Source organism: Enterobacter cloacae complex sp. 2021EL-01169 (assembly GCF_020733125.1).
GTDB classification, from domain to species: domain Bacteria; phylum Pseudomonadota; class Gammaproteobacteria; order Enterobacterales; family Enterobacteriaceae; genus Enterobacter; species Enterobacter roggenkampii.
Genome location: NZ_JAJFTC010000002.1, coordinates 763,690 through 778,437, shown reverse-complemented (window position 1 = coordinate 778,437; position 14,748 = coordinate 763,690). Strand labels below are relative to the sequence as shown.

General features: G+C 53.7%; 13 protein-coding genes. 10 read left to right on the top strand and 3 right to left on the bottom strand.

From position 1 onward, the window contains the following. Window positions 1-21 precede the first annotated feature (21 nt). On the bottom strand, window positions 22-600 hold the full coding sequence (locus LLF79_RS10105) for a lipoprotein (protein ID WP_023310568.1): 579 nt from the start codon (window positions 598-600) through the stop codon (window positions 22-24). A 305-nt stretch (window positions 601-905) separates the two neighbouring features. On the opposite strand from LLF79_RS10105, the gene bolA reads away from it, so the two are divergent. The 9 genes from bolA (at window position 906) to LLF79_RS10060 (ending at window position 11,269) form a co-directional block, all read left to right on the top strand. Next, window positions 906-1,223 (top strand): transcriptional regulator BolA, encoded by a 318-nt coding sequence (gene bolA / locus LLF79_RS10100; RefSeq protein WP_021241655.1) that lies wholly within the window; start codon window positions 906-908, stop codon window positions 1,221-1,223. Between the two features lie 331 nt (window positions 1,224-1,554). Further along, window positions 1,555-2,853: a trigger factor gene (tig, locus tag LLF79_RS10095; protein ID WP_008503318.1), complete on the top strand. Its 1,299-nt coding sequence runs from the start codon at window positions 1,555-1,557 to the stop codon at window positions 2,851-2,853. 260 nt (window positions 2,854-3,113) lie between these two features. Continuing rightward, window positions 3,114-3,737, top strand: a complete 624-nt coding sequence (gene clpP / locus LLF79_RS10090) for an ATP-dependent Clp endopeptidase proteolytic subunit ClpP (protein ID WP_008503317.1) — start codon at window positions 3,114-3,116, stop codon at window positions 3,735-3,737. Between the two features lie 126 nt (window positions 3,738-3,863). Further along, entirely contained in the window at window positions 3,864-5,138 is a 1,275-nt protein-coding gene (gene clpX / locus LLF79_RS10085; protein WP_008503316.1) for an ATP-dependent protease ATP-binding subunit ClpX, read from the top strand. Between the two features lie 182 nt (window positions 5,139-5,320). Continuing rightward, window positions 5,321-7,675 carry an endopeptidase La gene (lon, locus tag LLF79_RS10080; RefSeq protein ID WP_008503315.1) on the top strand — a complete coding sequence of 785 codons (2,355 nt, stop codon included), beginning with the start codon at window positions 5,321-5,323 and terminating at the stop codon, window positions 7,673-7,675. A 210-nt stretch (window positions 7,676-7,885) separates the two neighbouring features. Then, window positions 7,886-8,158 (top strand): nucleoid-associated protein HU-beta, encoded by a 273-nt coding sequence (hupB, locus tag LLF79_RS10075; RefSeq protein WP_002444653.1) that lies wholly within the window; start codon window positions 7,886-7,888, stop codon window positions 8,156-8,158. Between the two features lie 212 nt (window positions 8,159-8,370). Further along, complete coding sequence (ppiD, locus tag LLF79_RS10070; RefSeq protein WP_032674258.1) at window positions 8,371-10,242, top strand: peptidylprolyl isomerase; 1,872 nt, start codon at window positions 8,371-8,373, stop codon at window positions 10,240-10,242. Between the two features lie 148 nt (window positions 10,243-10,390). Beyond that, the gene (locus tag LLF79_RS10065) at window positions 10,391-10,771 is read left to right on the top strand and encodes a helix-hairpin-helix domain-containing protein (RefSeq protein WP_206805143.1); all 381 of its coding nucleotides are present in this window, start codon (window positions 10,391-10,393) and stop codon (window positions 10,769-10,771) included. Between the two features lie 99 nt (window positions 10,772-10,870). Continuing rightward, window positions 10,871-11,269 carry a YbgC/FadM family acyl-CoA thioesterase gene (locus LLF79_RS10060; protein WP_021241651.1) on the top strand — a complete coding sequence of 133 codons (399 nt, stop codon included), beginning with the start codon at window positions 10,871-10,873 and terminating at the stop codon, window positions 11,267-11,269. Between the two features lie 61 nt (window positions 11,270-11,330). Here the strand turns inward: LLF79_RS10060 and queC are convergent, their stop codons facing one another. Beyond that, a complete protein-coding gene (gene queC / locus LLF79_RS10055) occupies window positions 11,331-12,026 on the bottom strand; it encodes a 7-cyano-7-deazaguanine synthase QueC (RefSeq protein ID WP_008503311.1) in 696 nt (231 codons plus the stop codon). 66 nt (window positions 12,027-12,092) lie between these two features. Further along, window positions 12,093-13,793 carry an SgrR family transcriptional regulator gene (locus LLF79_RS10050; RefSeq protein ID WP_023326794.1) on the bottom strand — a complete coding sequence of 567 codons (1,701 nt, stop codon included), beginning with the start codon at window positions 13,791-13,793 and terminating at the stop codon, window positions 12,093-12,095. Window positions 13,794-13,894: 101 nt separating this feature from the next. On the opposite strand from LLF79_RS10050, the gene cof reads away from it, so the two are divergent. After that, window positions 13,895-14,713 (top strand): HMP-PP phosphatase, encoded by an 819-nt coding sequence (gene cof, locus LLF79_RS10045; protein ID WP_025912629.1) that lies wholly within the window; start codon window positions 13,895-13,897, stop codon window positions 14,711-14,713. Window positions 14,714-14,748 lie beyond the last annotated feature (35 nt).

Genomic DNA, 14,748 nt, shown 5'->3' with positions numbered 1-14,748 from the left:
ACACCGGGTCAGTGAGCAGGATTAACGTGCGTTCTGCTTGATAAAGTCGTGGATGCTGGTGTCCTGCGCCATATCGGCGATGGTATCGGTCAGCACGCTGTTAACGGCGTTAGCAATGTTCTGGTTGGATGCCTGGAACGCACCTTCAACAGAGTAGCTCGCGCGGTAGTTTTTGGTCATCTTGTTGCCATTCTTCGCGGTGGCAATGATGGCGATATCCGCTTTGGTGGCGATATTGTAGCGCACGTTGCCCTGTGACACGTCAGCGTACAGGTTGTTAACGATGATCTGCAGATCAACCGCACCGCTTGGGCCGATCATATAGCCGCGAGCGGTCATTTGTTTCTCCAGCACTTCCTGCAGCAGGAAGCGCAGGTCACGTGACGCGGTGAGCGTCACCTGCTGGTTATCGCGGGTCACTTTTGCCAGCGCCTGATCCTGACGCTGATCGGCACCGTTAATGCTCACGGTGACGCCCATCAGGCTTGGGTCCTGCTGAGGCAGGGTGATTTTTGGTGAGACATCAATGGTGGTAGGCGGGGTAGCACAGCCTGCCAGCATAAAAAGGGCTACCAATGGAAAGAAGAGTTTTTTTAACATTTTTAAGTTCTCACGAATCGTAAGCATAATAGAGAGAAAAATTGCCGCCATCATAACATCGCCAACGGTCAGGGGAAGTGGCCAACGCATGTAAATTCATCGTCTTGTCTGAAAACTGACCAGCTCACTCATTTTCTCCTTTCACGGATGATAAAAGGTATGAGCCTCACAGTTAACTTCATTCGTTTGAATGAGAAAATCGGACGAAAGCTAAATATTTGTTGTCAATGTGTAATGGAAACGGTAAAAGCGGCTAATATTTAAAGGGATGGGTGACATCCTGGCGTTGTCGGAGGAGTAATTTCATGATGATACGTGAGCATATAGAAGATAAATTAAGGGCAGCGTTCAACCCTGTGTTCCTCGAAGTCGTCGACGAAAGCTATCGTCATAACGTACCGGCAGGTTCTGAAAGCCACTTTAAAGTGGTTCTGGTTAGCGATCGCTTCACGGGAGAACGTTTCCTGAACCGACATCGCTTGATCTACAGCACCTTGACGGAAGAGCTCTCCACGACCGTGCATGCGCTGGCACTGCATACCTACACCATTAAGGAATGGGAAGGCTTGCAGGATACGGTTTTCGCATCGCCGCCCTGTCGCGGTGCAGGCACTATCGCCTGATAAATCGGATTTGCAACGGCTGGAGCTTTTCCAGTATGTTGCTTACAGATTTCCTCAAAACGGCCTTCGGGCCGTTTTGTTTTGTCTGAGTTTTGAGCGGATGGTGCGATTTTAAGGCTAAAAATAGCCTTAAAGTGTGAAAAAAGCCGCAGCAACATGCCCCAACCGTTCTCGACTCACCTAAGTGATGCCGCTATAATGCCGCGTCTTATTGAATGTCTTCGGGATGATTCTGGCGACAGGGAATGTGAATCTGCACTAAGAGAGCATCCCGGTATAACAGACAGATTCAGAGTTGACCGAGCACTGTGATTTTTTTTGAGGTAACAAGATGCAAGTTTCAGTTGAAACCACTCAAGGCCTTGGCCGCCGTGTAACGATTACTATCGCTGCTGACAGCATCGAAACTGCTGTGAAAAGCGAGCTGGTCAACGTAGCAAAAAAAGTACGTATTGACGGCTTCCGTAAGGGCAAAGTACCAATGAATGTTGTTGCTCAGCGTTATGGCGCTTCCGTGCGTCAGGATGTGCTGGGTGAACTGATGAGCCGCAACTTTATCGATGCGATCATCAAAGAAAAAATCAATCCGGCCGGTGCGCCAAACTACGTTCCAGGCGAATACAAACTGGGCGAAGACTTCACCTACTCCGTAGAGTTTGAAGTGTATCCGGAAGTTGAGCTGAAAGGTCTGGAATCTATCGAAGTTGAAAAACCGATTGTCTCCGTGACTGACGAAGACGTTGACGGCATGCTGGACACCCTGCGTAAGCAGCAGGCGAACTGGAAAGAGAAAGAAGGCGCTGTTGACGCGGAAGACCGCGTAACCATCGACTTCACCGGTTCTGTAGACGGCGAAGAGTTCGAAGGCGGCAAAGCGTCTGACTTCGTACTGGCAATGGGCCAGGGTCGTATGATCCCAGGCTTCGAAGACGGTATCAAAGGCCACAAGGCTGGCGAAGAGTTCACCATCGACGTGACCTTCCCGGAAGAGTACCACGCTGAAAACCTGAAAGGTAAAGCAGCGAAGTTCGTCATCAACCTGAAGAAAGTGGAAGAGCGCGAACTGCCAGAACTGACTGAAGAGTTCATCAAACGTTTCGGCGTGGAAGACGGTTCTGTTGCTGGCCTGCGTACCGAAGTGCGTAAAAACATGGAGCGCGAGCTGAACGGTGCTGTGCGTAACCGCGTGAAGTCTCAGGCGATCGAAGGTCTGGTGAAAGCCAACGAAATCGACGTTCCTGCTGCACTGATCGACAGCGAAATCGACGTTCTGCGCCGTCAGGCTGCACAGCGTTTCGGTGGCAACCAGCAGCAAGCGATGGAACTGCCGCGCGAGCTGTTCGAAGAGCAGGCAAAACGCCGCGTTGTGGTTGGCCTGCTGCTGGGCGAAGTGATTCGTACCCACGAGCTGAAAGCTGACGAAGAGCGTGTGAAAGGCCTGATCGAAGAGATGGCTTCTGCATACGAAGATCCATCAGAAGTGATCGAGTTCTACGGTAAGAACAAAGAGCTGATGGACAACATGCGCAACGTTGCCCTGGAAGAGCAGGCGGTTGAAGCGGTACTGGCGAAAGCGAAAGTGACCGAAAAAGCGACCTCTTTCAACGAACTGATGAACCAGCAGGCGTAATTTCGCCCCAACGGTTTAAAGTTTGAACAGAAAACCCGTTGCCTTGCGGCAGCGGGTTTTTTTTATCGCAGCCAGAGCCCAGGAAGAGTGCTAAAACGCCCTTTCGGTGTTAGCGTAACAACAAAAGGTTGTTATGCTTGAAATAGGGCACTGTGAACCCCATAAGTACGTAATCATGATGAATGAGACTGGCTGATAATCCGTCCGTAAGGTTACAATCAGTACAGCAGGTGTTTTCAATTTTGATCCAGGAGACGGAAATGTCATACAGTGGCGAACGAGATAACTTTGCACCCCATATGGCTCTGGTGCCAATGGTTATTGAACAGACCTCACGTGGTGAGCGTTCTTTTGATATCTATTCCCGTCTGCTCAAGGAACGCGTTATCTTTCTGACCGGCCAGGTGGAAGACCACATGGCTAACCTGATCGTGGCGCAGATGCTGTTTCTGGAAGCGGAAAACCCGGAAAAAGACATTTACCTTTACATTAACTCCCCGGGTGGCGTGATTACTGCAGGGATGTCCATTTATGACACCATGCAATTCATCAAACCGGATGTCAGCACGATCTGTATGGGTCAGGCCGCATCTATGGGTGCGTTCCTGTTAACCGCAGGGGCGAAGGGTAAGCGTTTCTGCTTGCCGAATTCCCGCGTGATGATTCACCAGCCGCTGGGCGGTTACCAGGGGCAGGCGACGGATATCGAAATCCACGCCCGCGAAATCCTGAAAGTAAAAGCGCGCATGAATGAACTTATGGCGCAGCATACGGGTCAACCTCTCGAGCAGATCGAGCGCGATACCGAGCGCGATCGCTTCCTCTCTGCTTCAGAGGCAGTTGAGTACGGCTTAGTCGACTCCGTGTTGACCCATCGTAATTGATGCCCGCGACGCGAGTGTGCCGCTATACTAAGGTAGGGCGGCACGCTGCTTGATGCAGCTTGCGTCTTAGAATGGCATTTGCGTCGTCATGTGCGGCACAAAGAACTTAAAAAGAGGTTTGGACTCATGACAGATAAACGCAAAGATGGTTCGGGCAAACTGCTGTACTGCTCTTTTTGCGGCAAAAGCCAGCATGAAGTGCGTAAACTGATTGCCGGGCCGTCCGTGTATATCTGCGACGAATGCGTCGATTTATGTAACGACATCATTCGCGAAGAGATTAAAGAAGTCGCACCGCACCGTGAGCGCAGCGCGCTGCCAACGCCGCATGAAATTCGTCATCACCTTGACGACTACGTCATCGGCCAGGAGCAGGCCAAGAAAGTGCTGGCGGTAGCGGTCTATAACCACTACAAACGCCTGCGTAACGGCGATACCAGCAATGGCGTGGAACTGGGTAAAAGTAACATTCTGCTGATCGGCCCAACCGGTTCCGGTAAAACGCTGCTGGCTGAAACCTTGGCGCGTCTGCTTGATGTTCCGTTCACCATGGCGGATGCCACCACCCTGACCGAAGCCGGTTACGTGGGTGAGGACGTCGAAAACATCATCCAGAAACTGCTGCAGAAGTGCGATTACGACGTACAGAAAGCCCAGCGCGGGATTGTTTACATCGATGAGATCGACAAGATCTCCCGTAAATCCGACAACCCGTCCATCACTCGTGACGTATCGGGTGAAGGCGTACAGCAGGCACTGCTGAAGCTGATCGAAGGTACGGTTGCCGCCGTTCCGCCACAGGGTGGTCGTAAACATCCGCAGCAGGAGTTCCTGCAGGTTGATACCTCCAAGATCCTGTTCATCTGTGGTGGTGCCTTTGCTGGTCTGGATAAAGTCATCTCTCACCGTGTCGAAACCGGCTCCGGCATTGGTTTTGGCGCAACGGTGAAATCCACATCCGAAAAACCGAACGAAGGCGAGCTCCTGGCACAGGTTGAACCAGAAGATCTGATCAAATTCGGTCTGATCCCTGAATTCATCGGTCGTCTGCCGGTTGTGGCTACGCTGAATGAGCTGAGTGAAGAGGCGCTGATCCAGATCCTGAAAGAGCCGAAAAATGCGCTGACCAAGCAGTATCAGGCGCTGTTCAATCTGGAAGGGGTTGATCTGGAATTCCGCGACGAAGCGCTGGATGCGATTGCCAAAAAAGCAATGAGCCGCAAAACCGGCGCGCGTGGCCTGCGTTCTATCGTTGAAGCGGCACTGCTCGACACCATGTACGATCTGCCGTCGATGGAAGACGTTGAGAAAGTGGTGATTGACGAGTCGGTCATCAGCGGTCAAACCAAACCGCTGCTGATTTACGGCAAACCGGAAGCCCAGCAGGCATCTGGCGAATAATTCACCAAATCATACAAGCAGTTAATCAAAAAGGGGGGATTTTATCTCCCCTTTACTTTTTCCGTATTCATAGCGTTGAATGTGTGGGAAACATCCCCATATACTGGATACATGTTAATGGTTATGTGAAGCACAGTGACATGACCTGCTTACCTGGCGGACACTAACTAAGAGAGAGCTCTATGAATCCTGAGCGTTCTGAACGCATTGAAATCCCCGTATTGCCGTTGCGCGATGTGGTGGTTTATCCGCACATGGTCATACCCTTATTTGTAGGGCGGGAAAAATCTATCCGTTGCCTCGAAGCCGCTATGGATCATGATAAAAAAATCATGCTGGTGGCGCAGAAAGAAGCATCAACGGATGAGCCGGGTGTAAACGATCTTTTCACCGTCGGGACCGTGGCCTCTATTTTGCAGATGCTGAAGCTGCCTGACGGCACCGTAAAGGTGCTGGTAGAAGGCCTGCAGCGTGCGCGTATTACCACTCTGTCAGACGACGGCGAACACTTCTCTGCGAAGGCAGAGTACCTTGATTCGCCTGAACTTGATGAGCGCGAACAGGAAGTGCTGGTTCGCACCGCGATTAGCCAGTTTGAAGGCTATATCAAGCTGAACAAGAAAATCCCACCAGAAGTGCTGACGTCGCTGAACAGCATCGACGATCCTGCACGTCTGGCGGACACCATCGCTGCCCATATGCCGCTGAAGCTGGCTGACAAACAGTCCGTGCTGGAAATGTCCGACGTTAACGAACGTCTGGAATACCTGATGGCGATGATGGAGTCTGAAATCGATCTGCTGCAGGTTGAGAAGCGCATTCGCAACCGCGTCAAAAAGCAGATGGAGAAATCTCAGCGTGAGTACTATCTGAATGAGCAAATGAAGGCCATTCAGAAAGAGCTGGGCGAGATGGACGACGCGCCGGACGAAAACGAAGCGCTGAAGCGCAAGATCGACGCGGCGAAGATGCCGAAAGAGGCGAAAGAGAAAGCGGAAGCAGAACTGCAGAAGCTGAAAATGATGTCTCCGATGTCGGCTGAAGCGACCGTGGTTCGCGGCTACATTGAGTGGATGGTACAGGTTCCTTGGAACGCCCGCAGCAAGGTCAAAAAAGACCTGCGTCAGGCACAGGAGATCCTGGATACCGACCACTACGGCCTGGAACGTGTGAAAGACCGCATTCTTGAGTACCTTGCGGTACAGAGTCGTGTGAATAAAATTAAAGGCCCGATTCTGTGCCTGGTAGGACCGCCGGGGGTGGGTAAAACCTCTCTGGGCCAGTCCATCGCAAAAGCGACCGGACGTAAGTATATCCGTATGGCGCTGGGCGGCGTACGCGATGAAGCGGAAATCCGCGGTCACCGCCGTACCTACATCGGTTCTATGCCGGGTAAACTGATCCAGAAGATGGCGAAAGTGGGCGTTAAAAACCCGCTGTTCCTGCTCGATGAGATCGACAAAATGTCGTCGGACATGCGTGGTGACCCTGCGTCTGCGCTGCTGGAGGTGCTTGATCCAGAACAGAACGTGGCGTTCAGCGATCACTACCTGGAAGTGGACTACGACCTGAGCGACGTGATGTTCGTTGCGACGTCGAACTCCATGAACATTCCGGCGCCGCTGCTGGACCGTATGGAAGTGATCCGTCTCTCCGGCTATACCGAAGACGAGAAGCTGAACATCGCGAAACAGCACCTGCTGCCGAAACAGATTGAGCGTAACGCGCTGAAAGCCAACGAGCTGACCGTCGAGGACAGCGCGATTATTGGCATCATCCGCTACTACACCCGTGAAGCGGGCGTGCGTAGCCTTGAGCGTGAAATCTCTAAACTGTGCCGTAAGGCGGTGAAACAGCTGCTGCTGGATAAGAGCCTGAAACACATCACGATTAATGGTGATAACCTGCATGCCTATCTCGGCGTTCAGCGCTTCGACTATGGTCGCGCGGATAACGAAAACCGCGTTGGCCAGGTCACCGGTCTGGCATGGACGGAAGTGGGCGGCGATCTGCTGACCATCGAAACCGCCTGTGTACCGGGTAAAGGCAAGCTGACCTATACCGGCTCGCTGGGTGAAGTGATGCAGGAGTCCATTCAGGCGGCGCTGACCGTGGTGCGCGCGCGCGCGGAGAAACTGGGTATCAACCCGGATTTCTACGAAAAACGCGACATCCACGTACACGTACCTGAAGGGGCGACGCCGAAAGATGGTCCAAGCGCGGGTATTGCCATGTGTACCGCTCTGGTTTCTTGCCTGACAGGTAACCCGGTGCGTGCTGATGTGGCAATGACCGGTGAAATCACCCTGCGCGGTCAGGTTCTGCCAATCGGTGGCTTAAAAGAAAAACTGCTGGCGGCGCATCGTGGTGGGATCAAAACCGTATTGATCCCTTACGAAAACAAACGCGATCTGGAAGAGATTCCGGACAACGTGATTGCCGACCTGCAGATCCATCCTGTTAAGCGAATTGAGGAAGTACTTAGTCTCGCATTGCAGAATGAACCGTCCGGAATGCAGGTTGTAACCGCAAAATAGTGACCTCGCGCAAAGAGCGTCAATAAAAACAAGGCTGGTAAGTCATTTCGCACTTGCCAGCCTTTTTTTGTATAGCTAATTTAGATTGCTGATTAGGTCAGCCATCAACAACGGGTGTTGTAAGGTCATGGCAGGCCTGATATAACTGCTGCGCGGTCGCGTTGTGAAGGATTCAGGCGCGATATAAATTATAAAGAGAGGAAGAGAACAGTGAATAAATCTCAACTGATTGACAAAATTGCTGCTGGTGCTGATATTTCTAAAGCTGCAGCTGGACGTGCGTTAGATGCATTAATTGCTTCTGTTACTGAATCTCTGCAGGCTGGGGACGACGTTGCACTGGTAGGCTTCGGTACTTTTGCTGTTAAAGAGCGTGCTGCCCGTACTGGCCGCAACCCTCAGACCGGTAAAGAGATCACCATTGCTGCCGCTAAAGTGCCGGGTTTCCGTGCAGGTAAAGCGCTGAAAGACGCAGTAAACTGATTGCTTTCCCGTTTCAGGGAAGCCGGATAGTACAAGGGCGCATCTTTTGATGTGCCTTTTTTGTTTGTCCAGACCTGATTTGTGCGAGTTTATGCGAGTTGTGGGCTGACAATCGCCCCGTTTTCTTGTCACAATACGACTTTACGCGCGACGGGCAGGATTTTCCGTCAGCGTCAGGTAACCAGTCACCTACAGCGGAGTGTTGTTACACCATGATGGACAGCTTACGCACGGCTGCTAACAGTCTCGTGCTCAAGATTATTTTCGGTATCATTATCGTGTCGTTCATATTGACCGGCGTGAGCAGTTACCTTATTGGCGGTGGCGCGAACTATGCCGCAAAAGTGAATGGCCAGGAGATCAGCCGCGGCCAGTTCGAGAATGCTTTTGCCGGTGAACGTAACCGTATGCAGCAACAGCTGGGCGACCAATTCTCTGAACTGGCAGCAAACGAAGGGTATATGAAGACCCTGCGTCAGCAGACGCTGAACCGTCTTATCGACGAAGCGCTGCTGGATCAGTATGCCAAAAAACTCGGCCTTGGCATTAGCGATGAGCAGGTGAAAAAAGCCATCTTCTCCACGCAAGCCTTCCAGTCTAACGGTAAATTCGACAACGCGCGTTACAACAGCATCGTCAACCAGATGGGGATGACGGCCGATCAGTACGCGCAGGCGCTGCGTAACCAACTGACCACCCAGCAGCTCATCAATGCCGTTGTTGGCACCGATTTCATGCTCAAAGGCGAAACGGATGAACTGGCCGCGCTGGTGGCGCAGCAGCGCGTTGTACGTGAAGCGACCATTGATGTTAACGCCCTGGCGGCGAAACAGCAGGTGAGCGACGCTGACATTAACGCCTGGTACGAGCAGAACAAGAATACCTTTGTTTCTCCAGAACAGTTCCGCGTGAGCTACATCAAGCTGGATGCGGCTGCGCTGCAGGAAAGCGCGTCTGACGCGGAAATCCAGTCTTACTACGACCAGCATCAGGATCAGTTCACACAGCCGCAGCGTAACCGCTACAGCGTGATTCAGACCAAAACCGAGGCGGATGCCAAAGCGGCACTGGATGAGCTGAACAAAGGCGCTGATTTTGCGACCGTCGCGAAAGCGAAATCCACCGACATTATCTCTGCGAAAAACGGCGGCGATATGGGCTGGCTGGAAGACGCGACCACGCCGGACGAGCTGAAAAATGCCGGTCTGAAAGAGAAAGGCCAACTGTCTGGCGTCATTAAATCCTCCGTAGGTTTCCTGGTCGTGCGTCTGGACGACATCACCGCGGCGAAAACCAAGCCGCTGGCTGAGGTTCGTGACGATATCGCGGCAAAAGTGAAGCAGGAAAAAGCGCTGGATGCCTACTATGCGCTGCAGCAGAAAGTGAGTGATGCTGCCAGCAACGACAACGAATCTCTGGCGGGTGCCGAGCAGGCGGCTGGGGTGAAAGCGGTTGAGACGGGCTGGTTTGGTCGTGACAACCTGCCGGAAGAGCTGAACTTCAAACCGGTTTCTGATGCCATCTTCAACGGTGGTCTGGTTGGTGAGAACGGCACGCCGGGCAGTAACTCAGACATCATCACCGTCGATGGCGATCGTGCGTTTGTGCTGCGCGTCAGCGAGCACAAGCCAGAAGCGGTCAAACCGCTGGCGGAAGTGAAGGATCAGGTCGTCGCTCAGGTTAAGCACAACAAAGCGGAACAGCAGGCGAAACTGGATGCTGAGAAGATTCTGGCCGATCTGAAAGCGGGTAAACAGGACGCGCTGAAAGCGGCTGGCCTGAGCTTCGGTGAAGCGAAAACGCTGAGCCGAACTGGTCAGGACCCTATCAGCCAGGCCGCGTTTGGCCTGACTCTGCCGGCGAAAGACAAGCCAAGCTTCGGCACCACTACCGATATGCAGGGTAACGTCGTTCTGCTGGCGCTGGATGAAGTGAAAGCCGGCACTCTGCCAGACGCGCAGAAGAAGGCGATGGTCCAGGGGATTACCCAGAACAATGCCCAGATTGCCTTCGAAGCCATGATGAGCAACTTGCGTAAAGAGGCCAAAATTAAGCTGGGCGATATCATTACTCAGCAGCAATAATTACGTATCTGCTCGCAGATTTTCGCAACGCTCTGCAATAACTAAAGGCCGCTTTCGCGGCCTTTTCCATTTCTGCACTCTGCTGTTTGTGCCTCTTTTATCGGGCGGCTATCGTGACGTGGCTGTCTACAAACAAGGAGATAACAGCATGAAATGTGGAATCAAAGCACTGTTAATTACGCTGGTTATTGCCACCACCGGTATGAGCGCGGGCGCACTGGCGGCGGCACCTGCCGCTAAACCACAGGCGGTACAGAGTAAGACCGACGCCGCAGCGCCGGGGCAGGGGCAAACCAAAGCGGCTGACGTTGGTAAAAACGTGGATGATGACGGTACGCGAGTCAGCATCAATTCGGCCTCTGCGGAAGAGCTGGCCCGCGTGATGAATGGCGTCGGGCTGAAAAAAGCGCAGGCCATCGTAAGCTATCGTGAAGAGTATGGTCCTTTCAAAACGGTCGACGACCTCAAGCAGGTTCCGGGCATGGGGAGCGCGCTGGTTGAGCGCAACCTCGCACACCTGACGTTGTAATCTCACAATTACTTGCACAGCGGCAAAATTTTGCCAGGATAAAGAGGTCATACCAGTTATGACCTCTTATCCTACAATAACAGTAAAGGCTATTGCGCTATGCAGACAAAAATAAAAGTACGCGGTTTTCACCTCGACGTTTACCAGCATGTGAACAATGCCCGCTACCTGGAGTTTCTTGAGGAAGCGCGCTGGGACGGGCTGGAAAACAGCGAAAGCTTTCAGTGGATGACCGCGCACAACATCGCGTTCGTGGTCGTCAATATCAATATCAACTACCGTCGCCCTGCCGTGTTGGGCGATGTGCTCACGGTGACCAGCCAGGTGCAGCAGATCAATGGCAAAAGCGGCGTGTTAAGCCAGGTGGTTACGCTCGATCCGGAAGGGCAGGTGGTGGCTGATGCGTTGATCACCTTTGTCTGTATCGATCTGAAAACGCAGAAAGCGCTGCCGCTGGAAGGGGAATTGCGCGAAAAGCTGGAACTGATGATCGTGTAACACAGGTTCAGGCTTACCCGTGCTGTCGACACCTGTTATGCGACAGCACGGTCAGGTCGCCCTATTTAAGCCCGGTTTTTTTCTGCATTGCGGCCATCACGCCGGCTTTATCGGCAAGATAGTGGTTCAGCCCGTTAGCGCGCAGATTACAGGCGGCGCACTGGCCGCAACCGTCGCCTTTAATGCCGTTGTAGCAGGTGAGGGTTTCGCTGCGAACCAGGTCCAGCTTGCCCCAGTAGTCGGCCAGCGCCCAGGTTTCGGCTTTATCCAGCCACATCAGCGGGGTTTCAAAGCGCGTCTCTTTCGCCATCCCCAGATTGACGGCGTGATTTAACGCCTTCACGAACTCATCACGACAGTCCGGGTAGCCGGAGAAGTCTGTTTCACACACGCCCGTGATCACCGCTTCGGCTTTTACCTGGTAGGCATAAATTGCCGTCAGGGTGAGGAACAGAATATTGCGGCCCGGCACGAAGGTATTCGGAATGCCGCTGGCATCGGGTTCGTAGTCCGGGACGGGAATACTGTCCCGGGTGAGGCTACTCACGGCCAGTTCATTTAACAGCGTAACGTCCAGCACCTTATGCGCGCGTGCCCCCAGTTTCAGGGCCAGTTCACGGGCAACGTCGATCTCAGCGCGATGGCGCTGACCATAATCGAAAGTGACACAGTGAACCTCATCGTACTGATGAAGAGCCTGGACCAGGCAGGTAGTAGAGTCTTGTCCTCCGCTGAACACGACGACGGCACGTTTCATAAATCATCTCGACTGTTACGGTAAAAACGTTATGTTACCGTCTGCCTGTGGCGGCGACCAGCTTCTTCACGATTTGGGGGCGGGCAGCCAGGCTTCGGTAAAATCAAACCAGCCGCGGGTGTTGAGGCGAATCCCATTCACGCCCGGCGGCGCGCTGATCTGATACTGATAATTAAAGAGCGGCGTCAGCACCGCATTTTCCATTAATCGGCTAAAAATGGCCTTCAGGCCCGCGTGCCGATCCCGAGCTTCGGCCTGAGTCTGTACCGCATCCAGCGTGGCTTGTAAATGGGCGTACGCCGGTGCGCTTAACACGTGTGGCCAAAGCGTATCGCAGCGCAGCCACTGCTCAAGCGTATACGCTGGCGCTTCGCCAATCAGCCTGTCGCCCATCATGATGTCTGCTTCGGCAAGCTGCTGGCATCCGTCCCACGTCTTGGCGTCATGAAAGATGACGGTCAGCTCACAACCCTGTAGCGCCAGGTACGTCTTCAACTGGCTGGCCATGGTGTGAAGCTCAACGGGAAGATGGTAAACCAGCGTCAGTGCTTCAGGCAGGGCAACATCGGTTAAATCAGTCCAGTCGGGGATTGTCCAGCCGGGAAGCAGTTCCCCGGTGGGGGTGATGAGCCCTTCGTTTAGCGGAAGCGTGTGGAGAAGCCTGGAGTGATGAATGATATTAATCAGCCGCTTTGCCTGGTTCTCACTCAGGCGTGCGCTCTGTTTTAGCGTGAGGTAACAGAACCCCAGGCTGGTGCTGCTGCTTACCAGCCGCAGACTTTCCAGCTCGTCGGCCTCACCAATCGCGATTTGCACCGGGTGACGGCAGCTGGTACCCAACCTGTGATCAAAAAGCTGGGGTGTGATCCAGTATTCGATGGCTTTGAGCAGCGGATGGCTCAGGTGGTACTGCTCATGGCTTTCCAGACGAACCAGGTCGGGTTCAAAGGCGACCAGCCGAAAGGGGCCGCTGCCAATCGTCGAATGGTCGGGATGCGCCAGACGGCTACAGTAGGTTGCCAGCCTGTGCGGCAGCCAGTAGTCCGGATGATGCAGCGTAAACGTCAGGCACTGCGGATGCGTTGTTTCGATACAGAGGACGCTCTGAAACAGGGTGCGCAGGGCGGGAAGCGTCAACAGCGCGGTCAGGCTCCGCTGGAGATGCGCCGTTTCAATTTTATCGCCGTTATGCCAGTGCAGCGTGGAGCGAATGTAGAAATGCCAGCGCAGCCCATCATCCGACACATCCCAGTGATGCGCCAGATCGCCCGTCGGCTCACTGCTGTTGCCGTGAAATCGCGTCAAACCTGAGAAGACTTGCCCTGCCAGATGCTGCTCTGCCCGACCCGGTAAAAAGCCCGGCTGAAGCGGCTCCAGTGAGCGGTAGTAGGGGATGCGCAGCGTCGGCGTGTCGTTTTGCCACTGCCCACCCAAAAACGGGTGCAGCAGCGCACGCAAATCTTCGGGAGCAAGCTGCGCCAGCTCGAGGGCGTTATGCTGCTGCCCGCTTTTTAGCGCTTCTTCCATCATCGTATTGCGCAGTGATTCCGGAGTGACGTGAAACGTCAGCGCACCGCGCCTTCCACGCCCGGACTGCGCGCGCCAGGTCAGCCAGCCCGCCTCCTGGGCCTGACGCAGCAGAGTACGGACATGTCGCTCGCTACAAAAGCAGCGGCTGGCAAGTTCATTTACGGTTACCTGCTGCGGCGCGCCAGCGGAAGGTTGCCACAGGCGTTGATACTGGTTAAGACGGTTAAGCTGGCGCATAAGAAACCCGGAACAATAATTCTCATCTATTCACTATTACTTCCGTATATCTCACACGATACTGATGCACAAGTTAACCGCATCACATTTCGGGAGTAATCATGGCTCGGCTCGCTGCATTTGATATGGACGGTACGCTGTTAATGCCGGATCACCGTTTAGGGGAGAAAACCCTGAACACGCTGAAGCGCCTGCACGAGCGTAATGTCACCCTGACGTTTGCCACCGGGCGTCATGTTCTGGAAATGCGCCATTTGCTGGGCGCGTTTGCCCTCGATGCCTTTCTGATCACCGGCAACGGGACGCGAATTCACTCTGTAGAAGGCGATGTGCTGTACCGACAGGATCTCAACCCGGAAGTGGCGGATATCGTGCTGCACAGTACCTGGGACACGCACGCCAGCATCCACGTCTTTAACGATCGGGGCTGGTTTACCGGAAGCGACATCCCGGAATTATTGCACGCGCATGTGTATAGCGGTTTTAAATACCAGCTTATCGATCTGCGTCGGATCCCCGCCCATGCGGTGACCAAGATCTGCTTCTGCGGCGATCACGACGATCTCTGTCGCTTACGGATCCAACTGAATGAGGCGCTGGGCGACCGGGCGCACCTGACCTTCTCGGCGGTGGATTGCCTGGAAGTGCTGCCGGTGGGCTGCAACAAAGGTTCCGCTCTGGCGGTGCTGAGCGACCACCTGGGATTAACGCTGCAGGAGTGTATGGCGTTCGGTGACGCCATGAACGACCGCGAAATGCTGGGTAGCGTAGGTCGCGGTCTGATCATGGGGAATGCGATGGCGCAGCTGAAAGCAGAACTTCCCCATCTGCCGGTTATCGGTCACTGCCGTAATGAAGCAGTGTCCCATTTTTTGACGCATTGGCTGGACAATAACAACCTCCCCTATTCCCCCGAATAGTGAGACCCTTCCAGCAAGCCAGACTTCGGTCTGGC

Bases quoted from the DNA above. Each gene is read 5' to 3' on its own strand.
- LLF79_RS10105 (WP_023310568.1), bottom strand. From the start codon at position 600: ATGTTAAAAAAACTCTTCTTTCCATTGGTAGCCCTTTTTATGCTGGCA.
- bolA (WP_021241655.1), top strand. From the start codon at position 906: ATGATGATACGTGAGCATATAGAAGATAAATTAAGGGCAGCGTTCAAC.
- tig (WP_008503318.1), top strand. From the start codon at position 1,555: ATGCAAGTTTCAGTTGAAACCACTCAAGGCCTTGGCCGCCGTGTAACG.
- clpP (WP_008503317.1), top strand. From the start codon at position 3,114: ATGTCATACAGTGGCGAACGAGATAACTTTGCACCCCATATGGCTCTG.
- clpX (WP_008503316.1), top strand. From the start codon at position 3,864: ATGACAGATAAACGCAAAGATGGTTCGGGCAAACTGCTGTACTGCTCT.
- lon (WP_008503315.1), top strand. From the start codon at position 5,321: ATGAATCCTGAGCGTTCTGAACGCATTGAAATCCCCGTATTGCCGTTG.
- ppiD (WP_032674258.1), top strand. From the start codon at position 8,371: ATGATGGACAGCTTACGCACGGCTGCTAACAGTCTCGTGCTCAAGATT.
- LLF79_RS10065 (WP_206805143.1), top strand. From the start codon at position 10,391: ATGAAATGTGGAATCAAAGCACTGTTAATTACGCTGGTTATTGCCACC.
- LLF79_RS10060 (WP_021241651.1), top strand. From the start codon at position 10,871: ATGCAGACAAAAATAAAAGTACGCGGTTTTCACCTCGACGTTTACCAG.
- queC (WP_008503311.1), bottom strand. From the start codon at position 12,026: ATGAAACGTGCCGTCGTCGTGTTCAGCGGAGGACAAGACTCTACTACC.
- LLF79_RS10050 (WP_023326794.1), bottom strand. From the start codon at position 13,793: ATGCGCCAGCTTAACCGTCTTAACCAGTATCAACGCCTGTGGCAACCT.
- cof (WP_025912629.1), top strand. From the start codon at position 13,895: ATGGCTCGGCTCGCTGCATTTGATATGGACGGTACGCTGTTAATGCCG.